Consider the following 19,504-nt stretch of genomic DNA (forward strand, 5'->3'; position numbering starts at 1 on the left):
GTCAGCGGGGCAGAGAAGCGTGGAGCTCGGATCGCAGAGCAGGAGTGAGCACCTGTCCCACGCGCTCCACCAGCAGAGCCATCTCGTACCCGACCTGACCGATGTCACACGCCCGCGACGCGAGCACGGCCAGCGACGAGCCGTCGCTGATGGACATCACCAGCAGGAAGCCGGTGTCCATCTCGACCACCGTCTGACTGACGTTCCCGCCCTCGAAGCAGAGAGCAGCACCCTGGGTGAGGCTCACCAGACCCGACGCGATCGCGGCGAGCTGGTCGGCCCGGTCACGCGGGAGTCCGTCGGAGACCGCCAACAGCAGTCCGTCGGCCGACACCGCCACGGCGTGTGCGATGCCGGGGACTCGGTTGGCGAAGTTCGCCACCAGCCAGTTGAGGTTCTGGGCATCGTGGCTCAGCGAGCTCACATCTCCTCCTGCGTTTCAGGTGAGCCGGCAAGGGTCGTACCGGTCCGGGACGGGCGCCCGGCGTTCCGCCCTTGCTCGAGACCGCTGCGGTAGCTGGACAGAACGCCCCGCACCGCCTCGGGAGACCGGTGGGACGCCGGGCGAGAAGGCTTCTTCGCCGCCGTCTCCACACGGCCTGGAACGAAGTGTGCCATCGGAACACGCTTCGGTAGACCCGACTTGGTGGTGCTGCTGGGAGCAGATTCGGCGGCCGCCTGGGCGGCGCGCCATCCGGCGTCCGCCGGCGACTCCCATGCGGCCGTCGCCGGCTGCCGCGAGGCGCCGACTCCGACCGGCTCCCCCTGCCCGAGGTCGGGCGCCTCGGAGGCGTCCGGCTCGTCCGGGGTACTGCCGTTACTGCCGTTACTTCCGACGGGACGCGGACGGCTCCAGGCCGCGGTCGCGCTCTGCGGGAAGGCTGTGTCGCCGCCGACCGCCGGGGACACCGGAGCGTCCGCGAGCGAACCGCCGGTGAGGCGGCTGGCGTCGTCGTCCGGCGCCTCGGCCTCGCTGTCGTCGGCGCGGCGGGCGGCGCCGGGCGCCTCCGGAACCCGCGGCGGCGACCAGGAGCCGTTGCTGCCGTTGCGCTGCGGGGCCGCGGTGGTGCGGGTGCGGAACCACTCCGACTCGATCGCGTCGAAGATCGGCAGCGGCATCTCGATCGTCGGGTCCGAGTTCGGCGGGTCCGACGGGCCGGCGCGGAAGATCTTCTGGGCGCCGGTCGTGCTCGAGCGCTCCGCGGACGCTTCCCGCCGCAGTGCGGCCATCGCGTCCGCGGCCGAGCCGCCGCGGCTGCCGTTCTGCGGCTGCTGCGGGACCTCGGCGGCCGGTGCCTGCGGAGCCGGTGCCTGCGGAGCAGGTGCCGGGGCCGGGGCGGGCGGGGTCTGGGCGGCGGGCTGCTCGGGGCGGGCCTGCTGCTGCGGGATCTGTTCGCGGGTGCCGAACGGGTCCCGGACCGGGAGCGGCGACGGCCGTCCCGGACCCTGCTGCTCCTCCTGCGGGCGCGGGCTGAGGCGCTGCTCGTCCTGCGGGCGCGGGCTGAGGCGCTGCTCGTCCTGCGGCCGCGGGCTGAGGCTGCCGGTGATGTTGCCGGTGTTGCCCCAGGTCAGGTCGGGCTCGCGGGCCTCGGCCGGAGCGGGCTCGGGCCGCAGGTCGCCGAGGATGCTGTGCGTTCCGGTCGCCGCGGCGGCGGCCGGGTCGCGGATGATCGGCACCGGACGGGTCGGCTCGGACCAGCTCGGGTCGGGCTGCTCGCTGCCGCCGTTACCACCCGGGGCGGTGAACGGCGGCTGGGCCGGCGTCGGCGTCGTGTGCGCGAACGGGAACGCCCCGCTGTCGTCGCGCTCGTCGCGACGCGGCAGCGGCTCCGGCGTCACCGGGCCGAACAGGTCGCGAGCGCTCGGCTGCTGGAAGCCGCCGGTGTTCTCGCGCTGCACCTCGTGCTCGCCGGTGTTCTGGCGGACGCCACCGAACGGCAGCGCGTTCAGCGGACGCCACTGGTCGCCCGGCTGCTCGGTGTTCTCCGCGGACGCCGCCGGAGCGAACGGCTGCGGAGCGGGCTGACCGAACGGCGGCGCGGCCGGGAGGTTCGGGATCGGAGCCGTCGGCGCCCCACCGAACGGTGGCTGGCCCGGCGCCGGAGCACCGAACGAACCGGTCGGCGCGTAGGGCGCGTTGGCGGCGGGCAGCGCGGGCTGGCCCGGCTGACCCTCGCCCCAGGACGGCTGGTCGATCCGCTCGGACGCGACCCGCTCGACCGGACGTCCGTCGGCGTCCTCGGCCTCGGCCGAAGCCGGCGGAAGAGCGCTGACGATCGGCTGGTCGCCGTGGAGGATGCCGGCCGGGAGCGTCACGATCGCCAGCACACCGCCGCCGGACGCGTCCCGCAGCATGACCTTGACGCCGTGGCGGGAGGCCAGCCGGCCGACCACGAACAGACCCATCATGCGGGAGACCGCGATGTCGAAGACCGGCGGCTTGGCCAGGCGCTCGTTGAACTCCGCGAGCTGCTCGCGGCTCATGCCGATGCCCTGGTCCTCGATCTCGATGACCACGTGGTCGCCGACCCGGCGGGAGTCCACGACGACGTCGGTGCGGGGGGAGGAGAACGAGGTGGCGTTCTCCAGGATCTCCGCGACCAGGTGGACGAGGTCGTTCACGGCCGCCGCGGAGATCTCCACGGTGTCGTCGATCGAACCGAGCTTGACCCGGGTGTACTGCTCCACCTCGGCGGTCGCGGCCCGGAGGACGTCGACCAGCGGGGCCGGGCGGGTCCACCGGCGGCCGGCGTCGGCACCGGCGAGGACCAGGAGGTTCTCGTCGTTCCGCCGCATTCGGGTGGCCAGGTGGTCGAGCTTGAACAGCTCGGACAGCCGGTCGGGGTCGCGCTCGCCCTGCTCCAGACCGTCGATCAGGCGGATCAGCCGGTCGACCAGGAGCTGCGAGCGGCGGGAGAGGTTGACGAACATCGTCGAGACGCTCTGCCGCAGCTGCGCCTGCTCGGACGCGACCCGGACCGCTTCCAGGTGGACCGCGTTGAACGCCTGGGCCACCTGGCCGATCTCGTCGCCGGAGCGGATGTCGAGGGTTCGGGCCCTGGTCTCCACCGCGGCCTGGGCGGCCGTCTGCTGGTCGGCGTCCTGCAGCTTGCGGACGACCTCGGGCAGCGACTGGTAGGCGACCTCGAGCGCGCTCGAACGCAGGCGGACGAGCGGGCGGACCATCGACCGGGCGACGGCCAGCGAGACCAGCAGCGCGACGACCAGAGCGGCCAGCGCGACCGTGATGACGATGATCGTCTTGCGGATCGCGTCGTCGCGGAAGTCGGCGGCAGACTGGACCGCGGAGCCGTTCAGCTTCTCTTCGACACCGCGGAGGACCACGTCGGCCTGGTTGCTGGTGCTGATCCAGGCCGTGTCGGTGACGTTCACCTGCTGACCGATCGACGTCTTGCCGACCCGGTTGCTCAGCGTCCGGTACTGCTGTTCCTGGCTGACCGTCTCGTTGCGGATGGTCAGCTGGTCCGGCGTCGCGGTGTTGCGGAACTGCTCGAGGAAGCTCTCCTGGTCGGCCACCGCGCGCAGGTCGCTGCGGAGCGTGTCGTTGGTGAACCGCTTCTGCCCGTCGACCAGCACCGACAGGACGACGATCTGCTCGTTGCCGACCGACTCCTTGTAGTGCGCGTAGGACGCCACCGCGCGCAGCTGGTCGGACAGGTTCCGGTCGTCCGCGGAGCGGGCCAGGCTGTCGGACAGGTGCAGCAGGTCGTTGATCAGGCCCTCGTACTTGCTGGCCGCCGCGTTGACGCTGACGCCCTGGTCGCGCGCGCCGTCCATCAGGTTGGTGCGGCCGTTGACCAGCGTCTGCGACCCGCGGGTGACGCTCTGCAGGTCGTTCTGGATCGGCGCCTTGGTGTCGGCGTCGAGCCGGTTGGCCTCGGCGAGGAACTCGCGCAGCGTGGCCTCGGTCTGCGTGCCCCGCTGGATGAACCGGCGCAGCTGCGGGTGGTTCTTGTCCTTACCCGGGTTGGCGGCGTACTCGGCGGCGGCCTGTCGCTCGAGCTGGAGGTCGTTCACCAGCTTCGAGGATTCGCTGCCGAGCCGGGCCAGCTGTTGTATCTGCTGGGCAGACTGGGCCTCGTCCGTCACGATGTACGTGAGCACGCCGGCGAAGAGGAACATCGCCATCAGCGGGACGAGCGTGATCAGAACAACTTTGACCCGGATCGGGGCGTTACCGAGGAAGCGTTGACTCCGGGTGAGTGGCCGTCCGACCTGCTCATGCCCGGAGTTGTTCCGGTCCTCGGAGGGCATTCCGGCGTTCGGGACCCGCCTGGCCGGCCCCTCTGAGGTTGCGGCCGGACGTAAGCCCTTGAGGGACGTGGGCACGACTCCTCCGTCTGTGTCGCTGCTTGGCGAAACGCGCCCCCGCGGCCGGTGAGTAGATCTCACCCACCGGCGGTGTTCGCTGTGGCATTGCACCACGATCCAGACCCTCTGGAAAGCGCGACCGTGCACAGTGGGGCCAGTTGTCCCGCAATGACCTGATACCGGGCGAGAATCTCGTCTACCCGGTGTTGCTGGATCCTCCGAACGAGGGAGGTGCAACTCGTGTGGTTACGGGATTAGCACGAAACCGTGCCATTACGGATTGTCTCGACAGAAGGCTACGTGAGCGCGGCGGGACGTGACGAGTCTCCCACGAGTGGTCAATCGGATACCACCCGGGGGCTGTGCGGCGAGGCAAATCGGCTGGACTCGCCGGTACCCTGGTGCGCGGAACTCTGCCCGGTACCGTCTACCGGGCCGTACGGAAGGAGCGACGTGGGACTCGTCGTACAGAAGTACGGCGGCTCCTCGGTCGCCGACGCTGAGCGGATCAAGCGGGTCGCGGAGCGAATCGTCGCCACCCGGAAAGCCGGCAGCGACGTGGTCGTCGTGGTCTCCGCGATGGGCGACACCACCGACGAGTTGCTCGACCTGGCCGGTCAGGTTGCACCGGTCCCCCCGGGTCGCGAGCTCGACATGCTGCTGACCGCGGGCGAGCGCATCTCGATGGCGCTGCTCGCGATGGCGATCCACTCACTCGGGTACGAGGCCCGCTCGTTCACCGGCTCGCAGGCCGGTGTGCTCACCACCGCCCGGCACGGCGCCGCGCGCATCATCGACGTCACGCCCGGCCGCATCCAGGGCGCGGTCGACGAGGGTGCGATCGCCATCGTCGCCGGCTTCCAGGGCGTCTCCCAGGACACCAAAGACATCACGACGCTCGGCCGCGGCGGTTCGGACACCACCGCGGTGGCGCTCGCCGCCGCGCTCAAGGCCGACGTGTGCGAGATCTACACGGACGTGGACGGCGTCTACACCGCGGACCCGCGGATCGTGAAGAACGCCAAGAAGCTCGAGACGGTCGTGTACGAGGAGATGCTGGAGCTCGCCGCCTGCGGCGCGAAGATCCTGCACCTCCGGTCGGTGGAGTACGCCAGGCGCTACGACATTCCGATTCACGTCCGCTCGTCGTATTCGAACAAGCCCGGCACGATCGTGGCCGGGTCGATGGAGGACCCTTCCGTGGAGCAGGCGATCATCTCCGGCGTCGCGCACGACCGGAGCGAAGCGAAGATCACCGTCGTCGGCGTGCCCGACAAGCCCGGTGTGGCCGCGTCGATCCTGCGCACGGTCGCCGACGCCGAGATCAACATCGACATGGTGGTGCAGAACATCTCGGCCGCCGCGACCGCGCGCACCGACATCTCGTTCACGCTGCCCAAGTCCGACGGCCCGACCGCGATGGCCGCGCTGCAGAAGGCCCAGCCCGCGATCGGCTTCGACCGGCTCATCTTCGACGAGCACATCGGCAAGGTCTCGGTCGTCGGTGCCGGCATGCGGTCGCACCCGGGCGTCATCGCCGGCTTCTGTGAGGCGTTGGCCAAGGTCGGCGTCAACATCGAGATCATTTCGACGTCGGAGATCCGGATCTCCGCCGTCTGCCGGGACACCGATCTGGACGCCGCGGTCCGCGCCGTGCACGAGGCGTTCGACCTCGGCACCGACGAAGAGGCCACGGTTTACGCCGGGAGTGGACGATGAGCAAGCCGACTCTGGCGGTTGTCGGGGCGACCGGCGCGGTCGGCACCGTGATGCTGTCGATCCTGTCCGAGCGCGCCGACGTGTGGGGCGAGATCCGGCTCGTCGCGTCCAAGCGCTCGGCCGGCAAGCGGCTCGTCGTCCGCGGTGAGGAAGTAGAGGTCCAGCTGCTCGAGCCGTCGGTCTTCGACGGCGTCGACGTGGCGATGTTCGACGTGCCGGACGAGGTGTCGGCGCAGTGGGCGCCGATCGCGGTCTCGCGTGGAGCGGTGGCGGTCGACAACTCGGGTGCGTTCCGGATGGACCCGGACGTGCCGCTGGTCGTGCCGGAAGTGAACGGGGACGTGGCGCGGGCCCGGCCGAAGGGCATCATCGCGAACCCCAACTGCACCACGCTGACGATGATGGACGCGCTGGGCGCGCTGCACCGCAAGTGGCAGCTGACCGAGCTGGTCGTCGCGTCGTACCAGGCCGCTTCGGGCGCCGGGCAGCCCGGTGTGGACCGTCTCTACGACGAGCTCGGCGTCGTCGGTGGGCGTCGTGATCTCGGCGTCCGGGCCGGTGACGTGCGGGCCGCGCTGGCCGAGAAGCTCGGCGACCAGCCGTCGCCGTTCCCGGCGCCGCTGGCGCTCAACGTCGTGCCGTGGGCCGGGTCGCTCAAGGACGGTGGCTGGAGCAGCGAGGAGCTGAAGGTCCGGAACGAGTCGCGCAAGATCCTGGGCATCCCTTCGCTACGAGTTTCGGCCACCTGCGTGCGGGTGCCGGTCGTCACCACGCACTCGCTGGCCGTGCACGCGACGTTCGCGTCGCCGGTGACGGTCGACGAGGCGCACGAGGCGCTGGCCGCGGCGCCGAATGTGGTCGTCGTCGACGACCCGGCGAACGGTGAGTTCCCGACGCCGGCCGACACGGTCGGGGCCGACCCGACGTTCATCGGCCGGATCCGCCAGGCGCTCGACTTCCCGAACACGCTGGACCTGTTCATCACCGGAGACAACCTGCGCAAGGGCGCGGCGCTGAACACGGCCCAGATCGCCGAGCTGGTGGCCGCCGAGCTCACCTGAGCCCGCCTGGTGAGCGCCGGGTTCGGGAGCCGGCGCTCACCAGCGCAACGTGGACGATTGTCAGTATCGACGGCGGTGACCTCGTCGGTCGTGCCCGCGTTCGGGATGCCGGCCTTCGCGCAGGCCAGTCGGTCGAGGTGCAAGCTGAGGTCGTGGTGGGGCCGGGCTTGGGCCGGGCATGGGCAGGGTCGGCGCCGGGAGGGCCGGCGTGGGCGCCGGGGCGCTGGCCGGGATCGGCGTCGGTGGTGGGCACAGGAACGGATGAGGCAGGGCAGTTCGTCCGGCGCCTGCGCCTTCACGGGCGTCCCCCGGCGGGCGCGTTCTAGGTCGGGGGACCAGGCGAAGATCGTTCCGCCGCCGACGATTCCGAGCACCATTTCGATCAGGAACTCGCCGAAGTTCGATACCAGCGCGAGCAGCCCCACGTCGGCCCGGTGATCGTCCGGAGCAGCGGCTGAGCCATCGTCGCCGCGCCGAGGACGACGAGCACCGACGACAGCACGATCGTGCCGAGCGGTCGGGCGTGTAAATCCACCGCGAACTCACGTCGATCTCGAGGCCGGTCAGCTTGAACGTCCCGGCCGCGACGGCCCAGGCCTGCAGCTTCGTTCGTCGATCGTCGCCAAGTCCAGCTGCAGCGCGCCGATACCGGCCGGGGTGTCACCGCCGCCGGCGTTCGGGCGGATCGCCATGTCGCCGACCGGGTGCTTCGCGCCGTCGAGGCCTTCGTCCACATCGCCGTAGAGGACCATCTCGTCGCGGTCAGTTTCGTCCGCGGAGTTCCTGTAGTTCTGACCGGAGACGACGAACGGGCCGCGAGGGCGCCCTCGCCGGTCAGGCCGACGATGGCGATCGCGCACGGCGGCGGGGACGACGAGCGCGGCGAAGCGTTTCCATCGGGCGCCGCTGGCCGGCTCGGGCATCGTTGCCTCTTGGCTGGTGCCATCGGGTAACGGCAAGGTGCGCGGTAGTTTGCGCACGAGTAGGGCGAATACTTGAGGGGATCGCGGATAGTTCTTCGCGGTGACCGAGACCGCTTTGATCGTAATTGACATGATTACGCCATATGACTATCCGGATGCCGACCGGTTGCTGTCGTCGGCGGAACAGGTCGCTCCGGTGGTGGCCGACCTGGTCGAGCGGGCGTCGGTACCGGTCATCTACGTGAACGACAACTTCGGGTCGTGGACGTCGAATCGGGACTCGATCTATCAGGCGGCCATCGACGGCAAGGCGCCGCACCTGGTCGAGCCGTTGAAGCCGGCCGAGGACACGATGTTCGTGGTCAAGGCCCGGCATTCGATCTTCTTCCAGACCCCGCTGGAGTATCTGCTCGGGCAGTTGGGTGTGACCCGGCTGGTGCTGACCGGGCAGGTGACCGAGCAGTGCGTGCTGTACTCGGCGCTGGACGCACATATCCGGCATCGCGAGGTGGTCGTGCCGCGGGACGCGGTGGCGTGTATTCATTCCGAGCTGGCGGAGGCGTCGCTCGAGATGATGGCGCTGAATATGGACGCGCGGATCGTTAATTCGGTGGATTTGCGGGGCGACGGGTTCTAGCGTCAACGTCGTGATCAGCTGACAACGCCTGCTGGCGGGGCTCCCCTCGAGGTCGAGCCCAGACGTCCCTGTCACTGCGTTCAGCTGGAGGTCCTCATGCGCCCATCTGTGTCGTCAACCACCGTCGACGTCGAACCGAACGCGGGGCTGAGCCGCGCGGAGCGGCGGGCCGCCGCTCGCGGACGGCGGGTTTCCGAATCGCCGCGGCCGGAGCCGCTGCCGAGCCGCGGGCGGAACGTCGTCCACGACCGGAGCCGGTACGCCGTGCGTCGCCGCGGCTGAGAACTGAGTGGAGCACCGGCCGTCCTGCCCCCTCCGGCAGGACGGCCGGTGCCGCTTCAGACCGTTCGACTCAGAACGGCGACCAGCAAGCCGAGCACCACGGCGGCGCCGAGCGCGAAGCGGAACGCGCTGACGGCGAACGCCCACGCCGCCCGAGCGGCGACCACGAACATGGCGCTGCCGGCGACGAACATCAGGACGACCGCGCCCAGGCTGCCGGCAACGAGCCATTCGGTCACCCCGGCCCCGGTCTGCGGTGCGGCCACATCGGCGGCGCGCGCCGGATCGGACCAACTCGTCACGACGACGAGGACGATCGCGGTGGCGAACAGGACCGCGAAGACCCGCGAGCGCTTCCGCGGACCGGCCACCGCCACGATCAAGACGGCGAAGACGAGCAGCAACCAGCCGGCGACTTCATGGGCGACGGTGATCGCCGCGGCGGCCCCGACCTCGGCAACATGTTGGATCACCGGCCGGGCACCTGCGGAAATGATTAGCTTGTGCATGGTTGGGTCACCCCCCAAACGGCACTGCGGTGCTGGCGGGGGAGAACCCCGCCCGTAGGGATGCGGACACCCCTGGCACTTCGCGCCAACGGACAGCCGGGGGTGGCCGTTACTCGTGCGCCGTGCCGCGCCGTTGCGGCTTCCGACCAACTGCTGCAGAAGAGAAGTGGGGTCGAGTCGTCTCGGCCTCCCGAGGGCCGCCGGAACAAGATTTACGGCGTTGCCGCCGCCCAGATGGGGCCGGCGTAGGAACTTCCGTCACGAAGAGCCACAAGCTCGTCGACTGACGATCTCGAGTGGCAATTGCTAGACCCGCGCTCGGCGGATCTGGCGTCAGGTGGCCGGCTGAAGTCATTATGTGCGCCCATGTGGGGCGTGGCTGACGAGACGGTAGCGGCGACGCCGCCACCGGGCACTACTCCTGAGTATCATTAGATCATTCAGTGAAGTAACTGACAATGCCCTTTCTGTTGTACCCGTCATGCTTAAGCGACAACCGCTTGCTTTGTGTAATTTATGGGCCTTATGTGGCCGATGATGTCTGTGTGACTGACCAGCTAGGCTGCCGTAAAGAGTGGTTGCCACGGGGTCTATCGTTTACTGAGTATCGTTCCCGAGGTCACGGAGCCCGTTCACTTCTTCAGTGAAGGAACCTGAAGTCATGTCGACCGCCTACGACCCAGGGCCGCCGGGGCAGCGCCTCGCCCAGCGGCTCCGGCAATTGCGCCGGTCGGGGCTGAGCAGGTCGATCACCCAGGAGAGGCTCGGTCAGCTACTCGGCGGCGAGGAGCCGCTGAGCGCGCCGCTGATCTCGTCCTGGGAGCGCGCGGTCAACCCGGTCGTCCCGCCGCCCGGGCGCATCCGGGCCTACGCCCGGTTGTTCGCCTCCGAGCGATCGCTGGTGCATGGCCTGCAGAACGAAGACGAACTCACTCCGGACGAGCGCGAGCGCCTCGTCGATCTGGAGCGGGAGTTGCTCCGCCTGCGGCAGGAGGCGGCCTCGACGGGCGATGCCGGGTCGGCCGCGCGGAGCGGGCTCATCTACGAGGAACCAGTCGCGAGAAAGCTGGGGTCGGGCACCTGGCGGTTCGACGACGAGCGGCCGGTCGTTCTCATCTCGAGCGAGCTACCGGTTGCCGATCGGCCCGACTATGCCGACGAGTCCAGCGCGGACTACGTCGAGCTGTACCGCTACGCCGACCTCGACGCGATGTTCGAGCTGCACGGCCACCTCCGCGCCACCAACCCGGAGAACACCCGCATCCGGGTGCGTTCACCGAACCGGCTCACTTCGGACGACTTCGCGAGCCATCTGGTGCTGCTGGGCGGTGTCGACCTGAACCCGGTCACCCGGGACCTGCTGCGCCGGCTCGACCTTCCGATCCGGCAGGTGTCGGCCGACGTCCGCGCGGAGGGCGCCTACTTCGAGGTGCTCGACGACGGTGAACAGCGACGGTTCGCGCCGATCGTTTCGCTCGACGGCGAGTCCGAGGAACTCCGCGAAGACGTCGCGATGTTCTACCGGGGGCCGAGTCCACTCAACCGTCGCCGCACCGTGACGATCTGCAATGCGATGTACGGGCGCGGCACGCTGGGCGCCGTACGCGCGCTGACCGATGCCTGGTTCCGGGACCGCAACGAGCAGTACCTGACCGAGGCGTTCGGGAATGCCGACGAGTTCTTGCTGCTCGTGCGCGTGCCGGTGTTCGCCGGCAACACGGTTACACCAGACTGGACGCTGCCGGACACCCGACTGTTCGAGTGGTCCCGTAGCGCCGACCCCGAGGAATCTGATCTGTGACCATGTCATTGGCCGACCGCCGGACCTCGAACAACCATCACGGCTCGCACCGCGACCTACTGCGGCCGGTCCCGGTGTCGGCGCGGGCACACGCGCGGGTCGACATGATCGCGGTACCGACGAGCCGTCCGGTCTCGTACCTGGCCCAGGCGGTTCACCTTGCCGAGCAGCTCGATTGCGTGCTGCTCGTCCTGGCCAGCGGGAAGTCGTCGGTGGCCGAGATCGAGCGCCGCTACGGCGACCGACTCGACGGTCGGCTGATCGCCGTCGAGGTCCCGCCGGGCTTCGCCCGCTACACCGAGATGTTCCGGTTCGAGACCGACGAGATCGCGGCAGGCGCCTGTACCCGTCCGAGCGACATCAGCGTCAAGCGCAACGTCGCGCTGATGATCGCTCGCGCTCTCGGCGTCCACCGGCTGTTCTTTCTCGACGACGACATCGTCGTTCCGGACCACGTCGACGTTTACCGGGCCGCGAGCGCGGTCGGGAAGCAGCACTGGGCGGTCGGGTTCTCCATCGAGGGGTATCCCGACAACTCGGTGGTCTGTCACGCCCACCGGGAGAGCGGGGGGCTCCAGGACGCGTTCGTCGGCGCCGGTGCGTTGATGGCCAGCCCTCAGCGCGCGGACGGATTCTTTCCCAACATCTACAACGAAGACTGGTTCTACCTGCTGAAATGTGCCGCGGATCGAGCGGTGGCCACGACGGGGAAAGCGATCCAGCGCCCGTACGACCCGTTCGGAACACCCAGCCGCGCTCGCCGTGAGGAGTTCGGCGATCTGCTCGCCGAGAGCCTGTTCTGGCTGCTCGATCTGGGTGGCTCGGTCACCGACGCCGGCCCGGAGTTCTGGCGGCAAGCAATTGAGAGGCGTCGGCTTTTCATCGAGGAGGTGCGAGCGGCCGTCGAACAGATGGCTGCGCCCTCGTCGCAATGGCGCATCGAGGCGTCCCTCGACGCGGCCGTGGACGCGCACCGCGAGTTCACTCCGCGCGTCTGCAGTTGGTACCTCGAGGCGTGGATGCGTGACCGCCTGCGGTGGGCCGATCGGATCGAGAGCTGGCGCCCCGGACGCACGCTGGGGGCCGTCGTCCGCAGCCTCGGGCTGGAATTGGGCGGGTCGGCGGAGTCGACGCTGACCTTCAAGGCGCACCGGCCCGTCCGCACCGGCCTGATGCCGGCGCCGCTGGCCGATCTCTCCGGGCAGCCGCTGTTCGGGTTGGCCAGCCCCGGGACGATGCCGGCCAGCGTCGACAGTGCGATCGCGGTCGGTCGCGTCAGCCGGTTCCGCGACGCAGGGTGAGCGCATCGTAAGTGCGTCGATTCGCCGACGGGGGAGTGCCCAGGTCAGGTCGGTGGTGTGGAAAGTGACACAGGGGAATCAGAGGGAAACGCTGCTGAACCATTCGCGGTGGTGAACCGTGTTGCTCGTATCGCCCCCGATGCTGTGATACCGAACTAAACGGACTCACGGCGTTGGTCGCACGTCGACACCGAGGAGCATGGATGCCTACTCCGCGCCACCGCCGCGCACCGAGCGCGCGCCGACGGACCGTCACCCTCTCGTCCGTCTTAGCCGGAGCCGTCGCCGCCGCGCTGACCGCGTTCCTGGTGACCGCACCGAACGCGGGCGCGTCCGATCGAGCGCAGCCGCAGGCGGAGACCGCGGCCGACACCGGACCGTCGGCGTACGCGCCGGCGATCAGGCAGAAGGCGATCCAGGCGATCGCCGAGGATCTCGGCATCAGCCGGACGCAGGCCGAGGCGCGCCTCGCGCAGCTCGACAGCCGCACCCGCACCGCCGCCGTCGTGCAGAGCACGCTCGGCGCCCGCACCGCGGGCACCTGGATCAGCAAGAGCGACGGCGCGCTGATGGTGGGCGTCACCGACCAGCAGACGGCCGACGCGGTCGCGGCTGCCGGGGGGACGCCGAAGATGGTCCGGCGGAGCATGGGCGACCTGCGGAAGGTCCAGTCGCAGCTCGACGCGACCAGCTCGATCCCGGGCACCAGCTGGGCGATCGACCCGGCCAGCAACAGCGTGACCGTGCAGGTCTCGGACAGCGCGGCCGCCGACCCGCGGGCCGACGCCTGGCTGCGGAAGCTCGACGGTTACGGCGACTCGGTCCGGGTCCAGCGCACCGGCGCGGAGTACACCACGCAGGCGTTCTTCGGCGGGCAGGCGATCCTGAACGCGCAGGGCAGCGGCCGGTGTTCGTCGGCGTTCAACGCGACCGACGGTCAGAGCGCGTTCGTGATCACGGCCGGGCACTGCACCGATGCGGTCCAGTCCTGGACCGACGGCCAAGGTGAGTTCATCGGTCAGTCCGACGTCGTCGAGTTCCCCGGCAACGACTTCGGCACGATCGCCGTCGACGACCCGGCTTCGCTCGACCCGCAGCCCGCGGTCGTCAACCAGAACCAGGCCCAGCCGATCACCGGCGACGAGCTGGTTCCGGTCGGCTCCACGGTCTGCAAGACCGGCTCGACGACCGGTACGACGTGCGGCGCGGTGCAGGCCTACGACACGACGGTCGTGTACCCCGAGGGCCAGGTCCGCGGCCTGACCCAGACCGACGTCTGCACGCAGCCGGGCGACAGCGGCGGCTCGCTGTTCGCCGGCGACCAGGCGCAGGGGTTGGTGTCGGGCGGCACGAACGGCGCGTGCGAGACGCCCGGCTTCACGTCGTTCTTCCAGCCCATCGACGAGGTCCTCGAAGCCACGGGCCTCCAGCTCCTGACCCAGTAGGTCACTCCGAACGACGGGCGGTCCGCACGGAAGCGGGCCGCCCGTCGTCCTCCCGGTCGACGAAACGGCGGGCGCCGGCCAGTAGTCCGAACGCCATCTGCGGCACGGCCAGAACCAGTAGCAGCCCGATCGGCGCCGACCACGAGTGCGTCACGTCGTGCACGGCGCCCACCAGCAGTGGCCCCGCCGCGGCCAGCAGGTATCCCACCGTCTGGGCCTGCGCCGACAACCGCGCGGTCGTCGCCGTCGTGCGCGTCCGCAGCGCGAACAGCAGCAGCGCCACGCCGAACGAGCCGCCCTGCCCGATTCCGACGATCACCACCCACAGGTACGGCGCGCCGGTCGGCGCCACCAGGATCCCGGCCAGCCCGAGTCCCGTCACCACCGTGCAGGCCAGCGTGTACCACCGCTGGTCGGCCGATCTGGCGGCGAACGTCGGCAGGACCAGCGACACCGGAATCTGCACGAACGCCGAGATCGACAGCAACAGACCCGCGGTCGCCGGGTCGTAACCGGCGTCCCGGTAGATCGACGGTAGCCACGACAGGATGCTGTAGAACGACAGCGACTGGAGCCCGAAGTACAGCGTGATCTGCCAGGCCAGGGGCTCGCGTAGGAGGGACGCGCCCGCCCGTGGCGGTGGTGCGTCCGGCCAGCGACGCCGGCCAGGCACCCAGACCAACGCCGTCCAGACTACGAACGCCACCAGGGCCGGCAGCGCCCAGAAGCCCAGGCCTCCTCGCCAGCCCGCGTCGGTCGCGTTCGAGAGCGGCACGGTCACCCCCGCGGCCACGGCCGCGAAACCCGACAGCGCCATCGTGTAGACGCCGGTCATCTGGCCCGCGTGGTCCGGGAAGTCCCGCTTGATCAGCGCCGGGATCAGCACGTTCGAGACCGCGATCGCGCCCGCGGCGAGGAGCGTCCCGCCGAACAGCGCGGTCCGTCCGTCGGTGACCCGCAGCGCGAGCGTGACCGCGATGACCGCCATCGCTATCGCGATGACGCGCTCGCTGCCCCAGCGCCGGGAGAGCGCCGGCGCGGCCGCGGCCATCACGCCCAGGAACACGACCGGCAGCGCGGTCAGGACCGACGCTCCGGCCCCGGACAGGCCGAGGTCCGTGCGGATGTCCGACAGCACCGGTCCGACGCTGGCCAGCGCCGGCCGGAGGTTCGCCGCCACCAGAGCGATGGCAGCGCCCAGCACGAGCGTCCGCCGGCGGTCCGTGTTCATCATTCCGACGTTAGGGGACGCCCAGCAGGCGCAGCCCGGCGGCGGTCACTGCGGCCGCGATCACGACGACGACGAACGGGGCCTTGCGCCAGGCCAGGACCCCGCCGACGAGCACTCCGGCCGGGCGGGCGACACCGGCGGACCCGTCGCCCTCGAGCGTCGCCGAGGTCGCGACCAAGGCCACCAGCAGGACGACCGCGAGCTGGGTCATCAGCGCCTCGACGCGCGGGGAGAGCGTGACGCGGTCGCGGAGGAGCGGGCCGGCGATCCGGTAGGCGTAGGTGCCGATCCCGAGCACGAAGACGGCGAGGATGGTCATCGGCTCCCTCCCGCTGCGGTGTTCAGTTCCGGCTTCTGCGCCGGGCGGCTCTTCCGGACGAGCGCGACGACCGCTACGCCCACCAGCGCGAGCAGCACCGGGGCGCCGGCCGGGAGCAGCGGGGTCGTCGCGAGGGCCACGACGACGCCGATCAGCGCCGCCCAGCGGGTGGCGGTGTCGTTCAGCGACGGCAGCACCAGCGCCAGCAGCACGGCCGGGAACGCGGCGTCGAGGCCGAGCGCGTCGGTGTCCCGGATGACCGTGCCGGCCAGCCCGCCCAGCACCACCGAGACGTTCCAGGCCACGAACAGCGTGACGCCGCTGGCCCAGAAGGCGGCGCGGCGACGGGTCGGGTCGGTCTGGGCCAGCGTGAACGCGGTCGCCTCGTCGGTGAGGAGATGCGAGCCGGCCAGGCGACGCAGCCGATCGCGCGTCGTGTGGGCTTCCGGTGGGTCGCCGCCTTGGACCGTCCTGCGGTGGTTCGCCGGGCGTCGTAGGTCGAAAACATCGGCCACCGCGAAGCCGAAGGGGAGGTGGCGGGCGTTGACCAGCAGACCGGCCGCGACCGCGGCGAACGGGTTGCCGCCGGCGGCGAGCAAGCCGATGAAGAGGAACTGCGCGGCGCCGGCGAAGACGACGACGGAGAGCAGCATCGGGAGCCAGAGCGGAAAGCCGGCGCTGACCGCGATCGCGCCGAAGGACGCGCCGACGAGGGCATCGGCGAGGCAGACGAGCGCGATGCTGCGGGTCAGTTCGGGGCCGAGTGTTCGGTAGATCGAACGCATAGCAAGATACGATGAACGCGTTGGTGTCGTTCGTCAAGGCGAACGGTCGGACCGGTGGAGCGAACGTTGACCGATAATCCTCGGCGGGGTGGCGCCCCGCTGGACGTGATCGCGGCCTCGCTGCGGCGCGAGCGGGCGCGGGCGCGGCTGTCGCTGAGCGAGGTCGCGAAGCAGGCGGGCATCGCGAAGTCGACGCTCTCGCAGCTCGAGTCGGGCACCGGAAATCCCAGCGTGGAGACGTTGTGGGCGCTCAGCGTGACGCTCGACGTGCCGTTCTCGCGCCTGGTCGAGCCGGCGCTGCCGAAGGTGCAGGTGATCCGGTCGGACGAGGGCCCGACGTTCGCCTCCGAGCACGCCGAGTACGTCGCGACGCTGCTCGCGTCCTGCCCGCCGAACGCCCGGCGCGACGTGTACCGGATCTCGGCCGAGCCGGGGCGCGCCCGCGAGTCGGACCCGCACCTGCCCGGCACGGTGGAACACGTGATCCTCTGCACCGGGCGGGCGCTGATCGGGTTGACCGACGAGCCGGTCGAGCTCGGCCCGGGTGACTACGTGAAGTACCCGGGCGACCTCCCGCACGTGTTCGAGGCGCTGGAGGCGGAGACGCGCGCGGTCCTGCTGTCCGAGAACGTATGACGTTTCTGCTGCTCGTGGTCGCGGGCTTCGCGGCCGGCCTGACCGGCACGATCGCCGGTCTGGCGTCGCTGGTGAGCTACCCGGCGCTGCTGGCGATCGGGCTGCCGCCGGTGTCGGCCAACGTGACGAACACGGTCGCGTTGCTGTTCAACAGCTTCGGGGCGGTGCTCGGATCGCGGCCGGAGCTGACGGGGCACTGGCGTCGGGCGCTGCAGCTGGCGTCGGTCAGCGTGCTCGGCGGGGCGGTCGGCGGCGCGCTGCTGCTGTGGACGCCGTCGGACGCGTTCGAGAAGATCGTGCCGATCCTGATCGGTGGCGCGTCGATCGCGATTCTGGCCCGGCGGCCGGCCGAGGCGCGTTCGTTGGAGCAGCGCCCGGGATGGCCGACGTTGCTGGCGATCTTCCTGATCGGAATCTACGGCGGCTATTTCGGCGCCGCGGCCGGGGTGCTGATGCTCGCGGTCCTGCTCGCGATCGGTACTGGAACGCTGGCTCGCGCCGGCGCCTACCGCAATCTGGTGCTCGGCGCGGCGAACGGGATCGCCGCCGTCGGCTTCGCGTTGTTCGGTCCGGTGGTGTGGTCCGCTGCGCTTCCGCTCGCGTTGGGTTTCTTCGTCGGCGGCCGGCTCGGGCCCGTCGTGGTTCGCCATTCCCCGGCGGACGCTCTGCGAGTGGTCATCGCGCTGGCCGGCGTCGGTCTGGCGGTCTATTTGGCGGTGGACGCCTATTGAGCGACGCGTCGTCGGCTGCCGAGTTTCCACGCGCCGAGAATGATTATCGCGTGACCGGTGATCAGCAGTGGAACCGTCGATTCGTTGGTGCTTTCCAGCACTGAATAGAGATACGTTCCGACGACGATCGACGGCGCGGCCGAGGCCAGGAGGGCCGCGTAGCGCAGGGGGCCCTGGCCGTACTGGGCGACCGCGGCGAGGGCGATCCAGACGCCGATCAGCGAGGTGTAGAGGTTGTCGGTGAGGGCCGAGAGCGCCAGGCTCTGGCCTACGACCAGCCAGAACACGGTGAGCGGGAAGTGCCGCCGGACCGCCAGGAACGTGAAACCGAGCGCGCCCAGGGCCAGCGCGGCCAGGCTCGTGCGGTCGAATTCGCCGGCCTTCTGCAGGATGTACGGGTCGACCATCGTCAGGACGTCGACGAGGAACCCGGCCGGGAGAACGATGAGATCTTTTCCGGTTTGCCGGGCGGCGGCTTTTTCCAGGGTGCTCATGGAGCCTTCTGGATGAATTGAGCGCGTTTCTCGACCAGCGTGCGGTCGGTCTTGAAGAAGGGACGGCAAATGAGACCGGGGCAGAACTGGGCCTGGGTGGAAATCGTGCGGTGAGGAACTTCGGCGGCGGCCGGGGTAGCGAAAGTGAGGCCGGCCGCGACCGGGACCAGCAGCGCGATCGAGAATTTGGCGAACATGGGTGCCTCCTAGCGATTGGACCTGATTCGGCGGAGCCGGTCGCCGACGAACGCGATTGCTCCGCCCAGTGCGGCGAGGTTCTGGATGTTGTCGAAGATCGCGCCGGCGCTGCCGGTCCTGGCGTAGAGGTAGACGCCGGCGCCTACGGGCGGGAGCGCCGAGGACAGGAAGAGGCGCAGATCGGAGCCGAGGACCCAGTCCAGCGGGGCCCAGAACGTGGCGGCGAGCCGGTGGGTTCTGATTCGCAGGGCCGCGGAGACCAGATCGGCCGCGTAGCGGAAGCGGCGCCACGGCGTCGGGACGTCCTCGAGGTCGCGGCGGACGCCCTCGGGGGTGAGGGTGTCGTTCGGGCCGGCGAGCAGCCCGATCAGCGCGCCGAGGTCCGCCCGCCCTTGGCGCAGGATCAGGCCGGCCAGCCCCCAACTCGCACCGAGGCTGAGCCCGACGCCGATCACGACCTCGTGGCCGAGGACGGCCGGCGCCCGGGAGAGCGTCGCGCAAGCCGCGTTGACGAGTCCGGCGGCCGCGCCGACCAGGCTGCCGGTTCGGAGCCAGGCGATCGGCCGGGCCGGGGCGGCGCTGTCGAGGTAGACGACGACGGCGGCGCAGGCGCCGAGCAGGGTTCCGGCGAGTGGGTTCGAGTTCAGCGCGGCGGCGAGGCTGACGACCACGCCGGTGAGGAGGGTGGCCGCGATCCGGCGCGGCAGCGTCGGGGGCGCTGGTCGGGCCGGGGCGGCGAGTTCGGTCACGCGATGCCGCCGGCGGCGGCTGGACGCCAGTGAAGTTTCGCTGCCGCTTTTGCTTGCAGGGCCGCGGTGGCGGCGGTGCGGCCCTCGGGGGTCAGCTGGTAGAGCCGACGGCGGGGGCGGGGAGCCGAGTACTCACCCTCCCAAGTGGAGCTGACCCAGTCGGCGACGGTGAGCCGGTCGAGCGCTGGGTAAACGGTGCCCGGCCCGAGTTTCGCCTGTTCACAGATGCGAAGGCCCCAGTGGGGGTCGTCGTCGTTAGCGTCGAGGAGGACGTGCAGGATGGCGACCATCGCTGCCGTCAATCGGGGAATTCTCGTCATGGAGGCACATTAGATCCTCCAGGGCGATATA

General features: G+C 70.3%; 20 protein-coding genes. 8 read left to right on the forward strand and 12 right to left on the reverse strand.

The genetic code is table 11. The features are described 5' to 3' along the window. Position 1: 1 nt before the first annotated feature. Entirely contained in the window at positions 2-424 is a 423-nt protein-coding gene (locus FL583_RS17195; protein WP_073254777.1) for a roadblock/LC7 domain-containing protein, read from the reverse strand. Next, entirely contained in the window at positions 421-4,350 is a 3,930-nt protein-coding gene (locus FL583_RS17200; RefSeq protein WP_142705684.1) for a sensor histidine kinase, read from the reverse strand. Before FL583_RS17200 ends, FL583_RS17195 begins: the two co-directional genes overlap by 4 nt. 435 nt (positions 4,351-4,785) lie before the next feature. Here FL583_RS17200 and FL583_RS17205 point away from each other — a divergent pair, with 435 nt between their 5' ends. After that, on the forward strand, positions 4,786-6,051 hold the full coding sequence (locus FL583_RS17205; RefSeq protein ID WP_142705685.1) for an aspartate kinase: 1,266 nt from the start codon (positions 4,786-4,788) through the stop codon (positions 6,049-6,051). Then, positions 6,048-7,112, forward strand: a complete 1,065-nt coding sequence (locus FL583_RS17210) for an aspartate-semialdehyde dehydrogenase (protein ID WP_142705686.1) — start codon at positions 6,048-6,050, stop codon at positions 7,110-7,112. The genes FL583_RS17205 and FL583_RS17210 overlap by 4 nt, the downstream gene beginning before the upstream one ends. A gap of 382 nt (positions 7,113-7,494) precedes the next feature. Here the strand turns inward: FL583_RS17210 and FL583_RS40180 are convergent, their stop codons facing one another. Then, positions 7,495-7,647 carry a hypothetical protein gene (locus FL583_RS40180; RefSeq protein ID WP_170323692.1) on the reverse strand — a complete coding sequence of 51 codons (153 nt, stop codon included), beginning with the start codon at positions 7,645-7,647 and terminating at the stop codon, positions 7,495-7,497. Between the two features lie 28 nt (positions 7,648-7,675). Then, the gene (locus FL583_RS17215) at positions 7,676-8,167 is read right to left on the reverse strand and encodes a hypothetical protein (protein ID WP_142705687.1); all 492 of its coding nucleotides are present in this window, start codon (positions 8,165-8,167) and stop codon (positions 7,676-7,678) included. Here FL583_RS17215 and FL583_RS17220 point away from each other — a divergent pair. After that, the gene (locus FL583_RS17220; protein WP_240746720.1) at positions 8,166-8,672 is read left to right on the forward strand and encodes a cysteine hydrolase family protein; all 507 of its coding nucleotides are present in this window, start codon (positions 8,166-8,168) and stop codon (positions 8,670-8,672) included. The two genes, FL583_RS17215 and FL583_RS17220, sit on opposite strands and share 2 nt — an antisense overlap. A 338-nt stretch (positions 8,673-9,010) precedes the next feature. On the opposite strand, the gene FL583_RS17225 is transcribed toward FL583_RS17220, so the two are convergent. After that, positions 9,011-9,427, reverse strand: a complete 417-nt coding sequence (locus FL583_RS17225; protein ID WP_142705689.1) for a hypothetical protein — start codon at positions 9,425-9,427, stop codon at positions 9,011-9,013. 679 nt (positions 9,428-10,106) lie between these two features. Here FL583_RS17225 and FL583_RS17230 point away from each other — a divergent pair. The 3 genes from FL583_RS17230 to FL583_RS17240 all read left to right on the forward strand — a co-directional run bounded on the left by FL583_RS17230 (position 10,107) and on the right by FL583_RS17240 (position 14,010). Continuing rightward, entirely contained in the window at positions 10,107-11,264 is a 1,158-nt protein-coding gene (locus tag FL583_RS17230) for a helix-turn-helix domain-containing protein (protein WP_205752215.1), read from the forward strand. Further along, positions 11,261-12,565, forward strand: a complete 1,305-nt coding sequence (locus FL583_RS17235; RefSeq protein ID WP_142705690.1) for a hypothetical protein — start codon at positions 11,261-11,263, stop codon at positions 12,563-12,565. Before FL583_RS17230 ends, FL583_RS17235 begins: the two co-directional genes overlap by 4 nt. A 203-nt stretch (positions 12,566-12,768) precedes the next feature. Then, positions 12,769-14,010 carry a S1 family peptidase gene (locus FL583_RS17240; protein WP_142705691.1) on the forward strand — a complete coding sequence of 414 codons (1,242 nt, stop codon included), beginning with the start codon at positions 12,769-12,771 and terminating at the stop codon, positions 14,008-14,010. A 1-nt stretch (position 14,011) separates the two neighbouring features. On the opposite strand, the gene FL583_RS17245 is transcribed toward FL583_RS17240, so the two are convergent. From FL583_RS17245 to FL583_RS17255, 3 genes are read right to left on the reverse strand one after another with little or no spacing between them, the layout of a single operon-like run. Beyond that, positions 14,012-15,241, reverse strand: coding sequence for a CynX/NimT family MFS transporter (locus tag FL583_RS17245; protein ID WP_170323693.1), 1,230 nt, complete (start codon positions 15,239-15,241; stop codon positions 14,012-14,014). Between the two features lie 10 nt (positions 15,242-15,251). Further along, the gene (locus FL583_RS17250; protein WP_142705693.1) at positions 15,252-15,560 is read right to left on the reverse strand and encodes an AzlD domain-containing protein; all 309 of its coding nucleotides are present in this window, start codon (positions 15,558-15,560) and stop codon (positions 15,252-15,254) included. Further along, on the reverse strand, positions 15,557-16,345 hold the full coding sequence (locus FL583_RS17255; RefSeq protein WP_142705694.1) for an AzlC family ABC transporter permease: 789 nt from the start codon (positions 16,343-16,345) through the stop codon (positions 15,557-15,559). The genes FL583_RS17250 and FL583_RS17255 overlap by 4 nt, the downstream gene beginning before the upstream one ends. Positions 16,346-16,411: 66 nt before the next feature. On the opposite strand from FL583_RS17255, the gene FL583_RS17260 reads away from it, so the two are divergent. After that, a complete protein-coding gene (locus tag FL583_RS17260; RefSeq protein WP_142705695.1) occupies positions 16,412-16,981 on the forward strand; it encodes a helix-turn-helix domain-containing protein in 570 nt (189 codons plus the stop codon). Further along, positions 16,978-17,712 carry a sulfite exporter TauE/SafE family protein gene (locus FL583_RS17265; RefSeq protein WP_142705696.1) on the forward strand — a complete coding sequence of 245 codons (735 nt, stop codon included), beginning with the start codon at positions 16,978-16,980 and terminating at the stop codon, positions 17,710-17,712. The genes FL583_RS17260 and FL583_RS17265 overlap by 4 nt, the downstream gene beginning before the upstream one ends. On the opposite strand, the gene FL583_RS17270 is transcribed toward FL583_RS17265, so the two are convergent. Genes FL583_RS17270 through FL583_RS17285 form a run of 4 tightly spaced genes read right to left on the reverse strand, consistent with a single transcriptional unit; the run spans position 17,706 to position 19,473 of the window. Next, positions 17,706-18,206 (reverse strand): DUF7134 domain-containing protein, encoded by a 501-nt coding sequence (locus FL583_RS17270; RefSeq protein ID WP_142705697.1) that lies wholly within the window; start codon positions 18,204-18,206, stop codon positions 17,706-17,708. The genes FL583_RS17265 and FL583_RS17270 overlap by 7 nt on opposite strands. After that, positions 18,203-18,403 (reverse strand): hypothetical protein, encoded by a 201-nt coding sequence (locus FL583_RS17275; protein WP_142705698.1) that lies wholly within the window; start codon positions 18,401-18,403, stop codon positions 18,203-18,205. Before FL583_RS17275 ends, FL583_RS17270 begins: the two co-directional genes overlap by 4 nt. Positions 18,404-18,412: 9 nt before the next feature. Continuing rightward, complete coding sequence (locus tag FL583_RS17280; RefSeq protein ID WP_142705699.1) at positions 18,413-19,153, reverse strand: hypothetical protein; 741 nt, start codon at positions 19,151-19,153, stop codon at positions 18,413-18,415. Beyond that, on the reverse strand, positions 19,150-19,473 hold the full coding sequence (locus FL583_RS17285; protein WP_170323694.1) for a PadR family transcriptional regulator: 324 nt from the start codon (positions 19,471-19,473) through the stop codon (positions 19,150-19,152). Before FL583_RS17285 ends, FL583_RS17280 begins: the two co-directional genes overlap by 4 nt. Positions 19,474-19,504: the final 31 nt, after the last annotated feature.

The organism is Cryptosporangium phraense, assembly GCF_006912135.1.
GTDB classification, from domain to species: domain Bacteria; phylum Actinomycetota; class Actinomycetes; order Mycobacteriales; family Cryptosporangiaceae; genus Cryptosporangium; species Cryptosporangium phraense.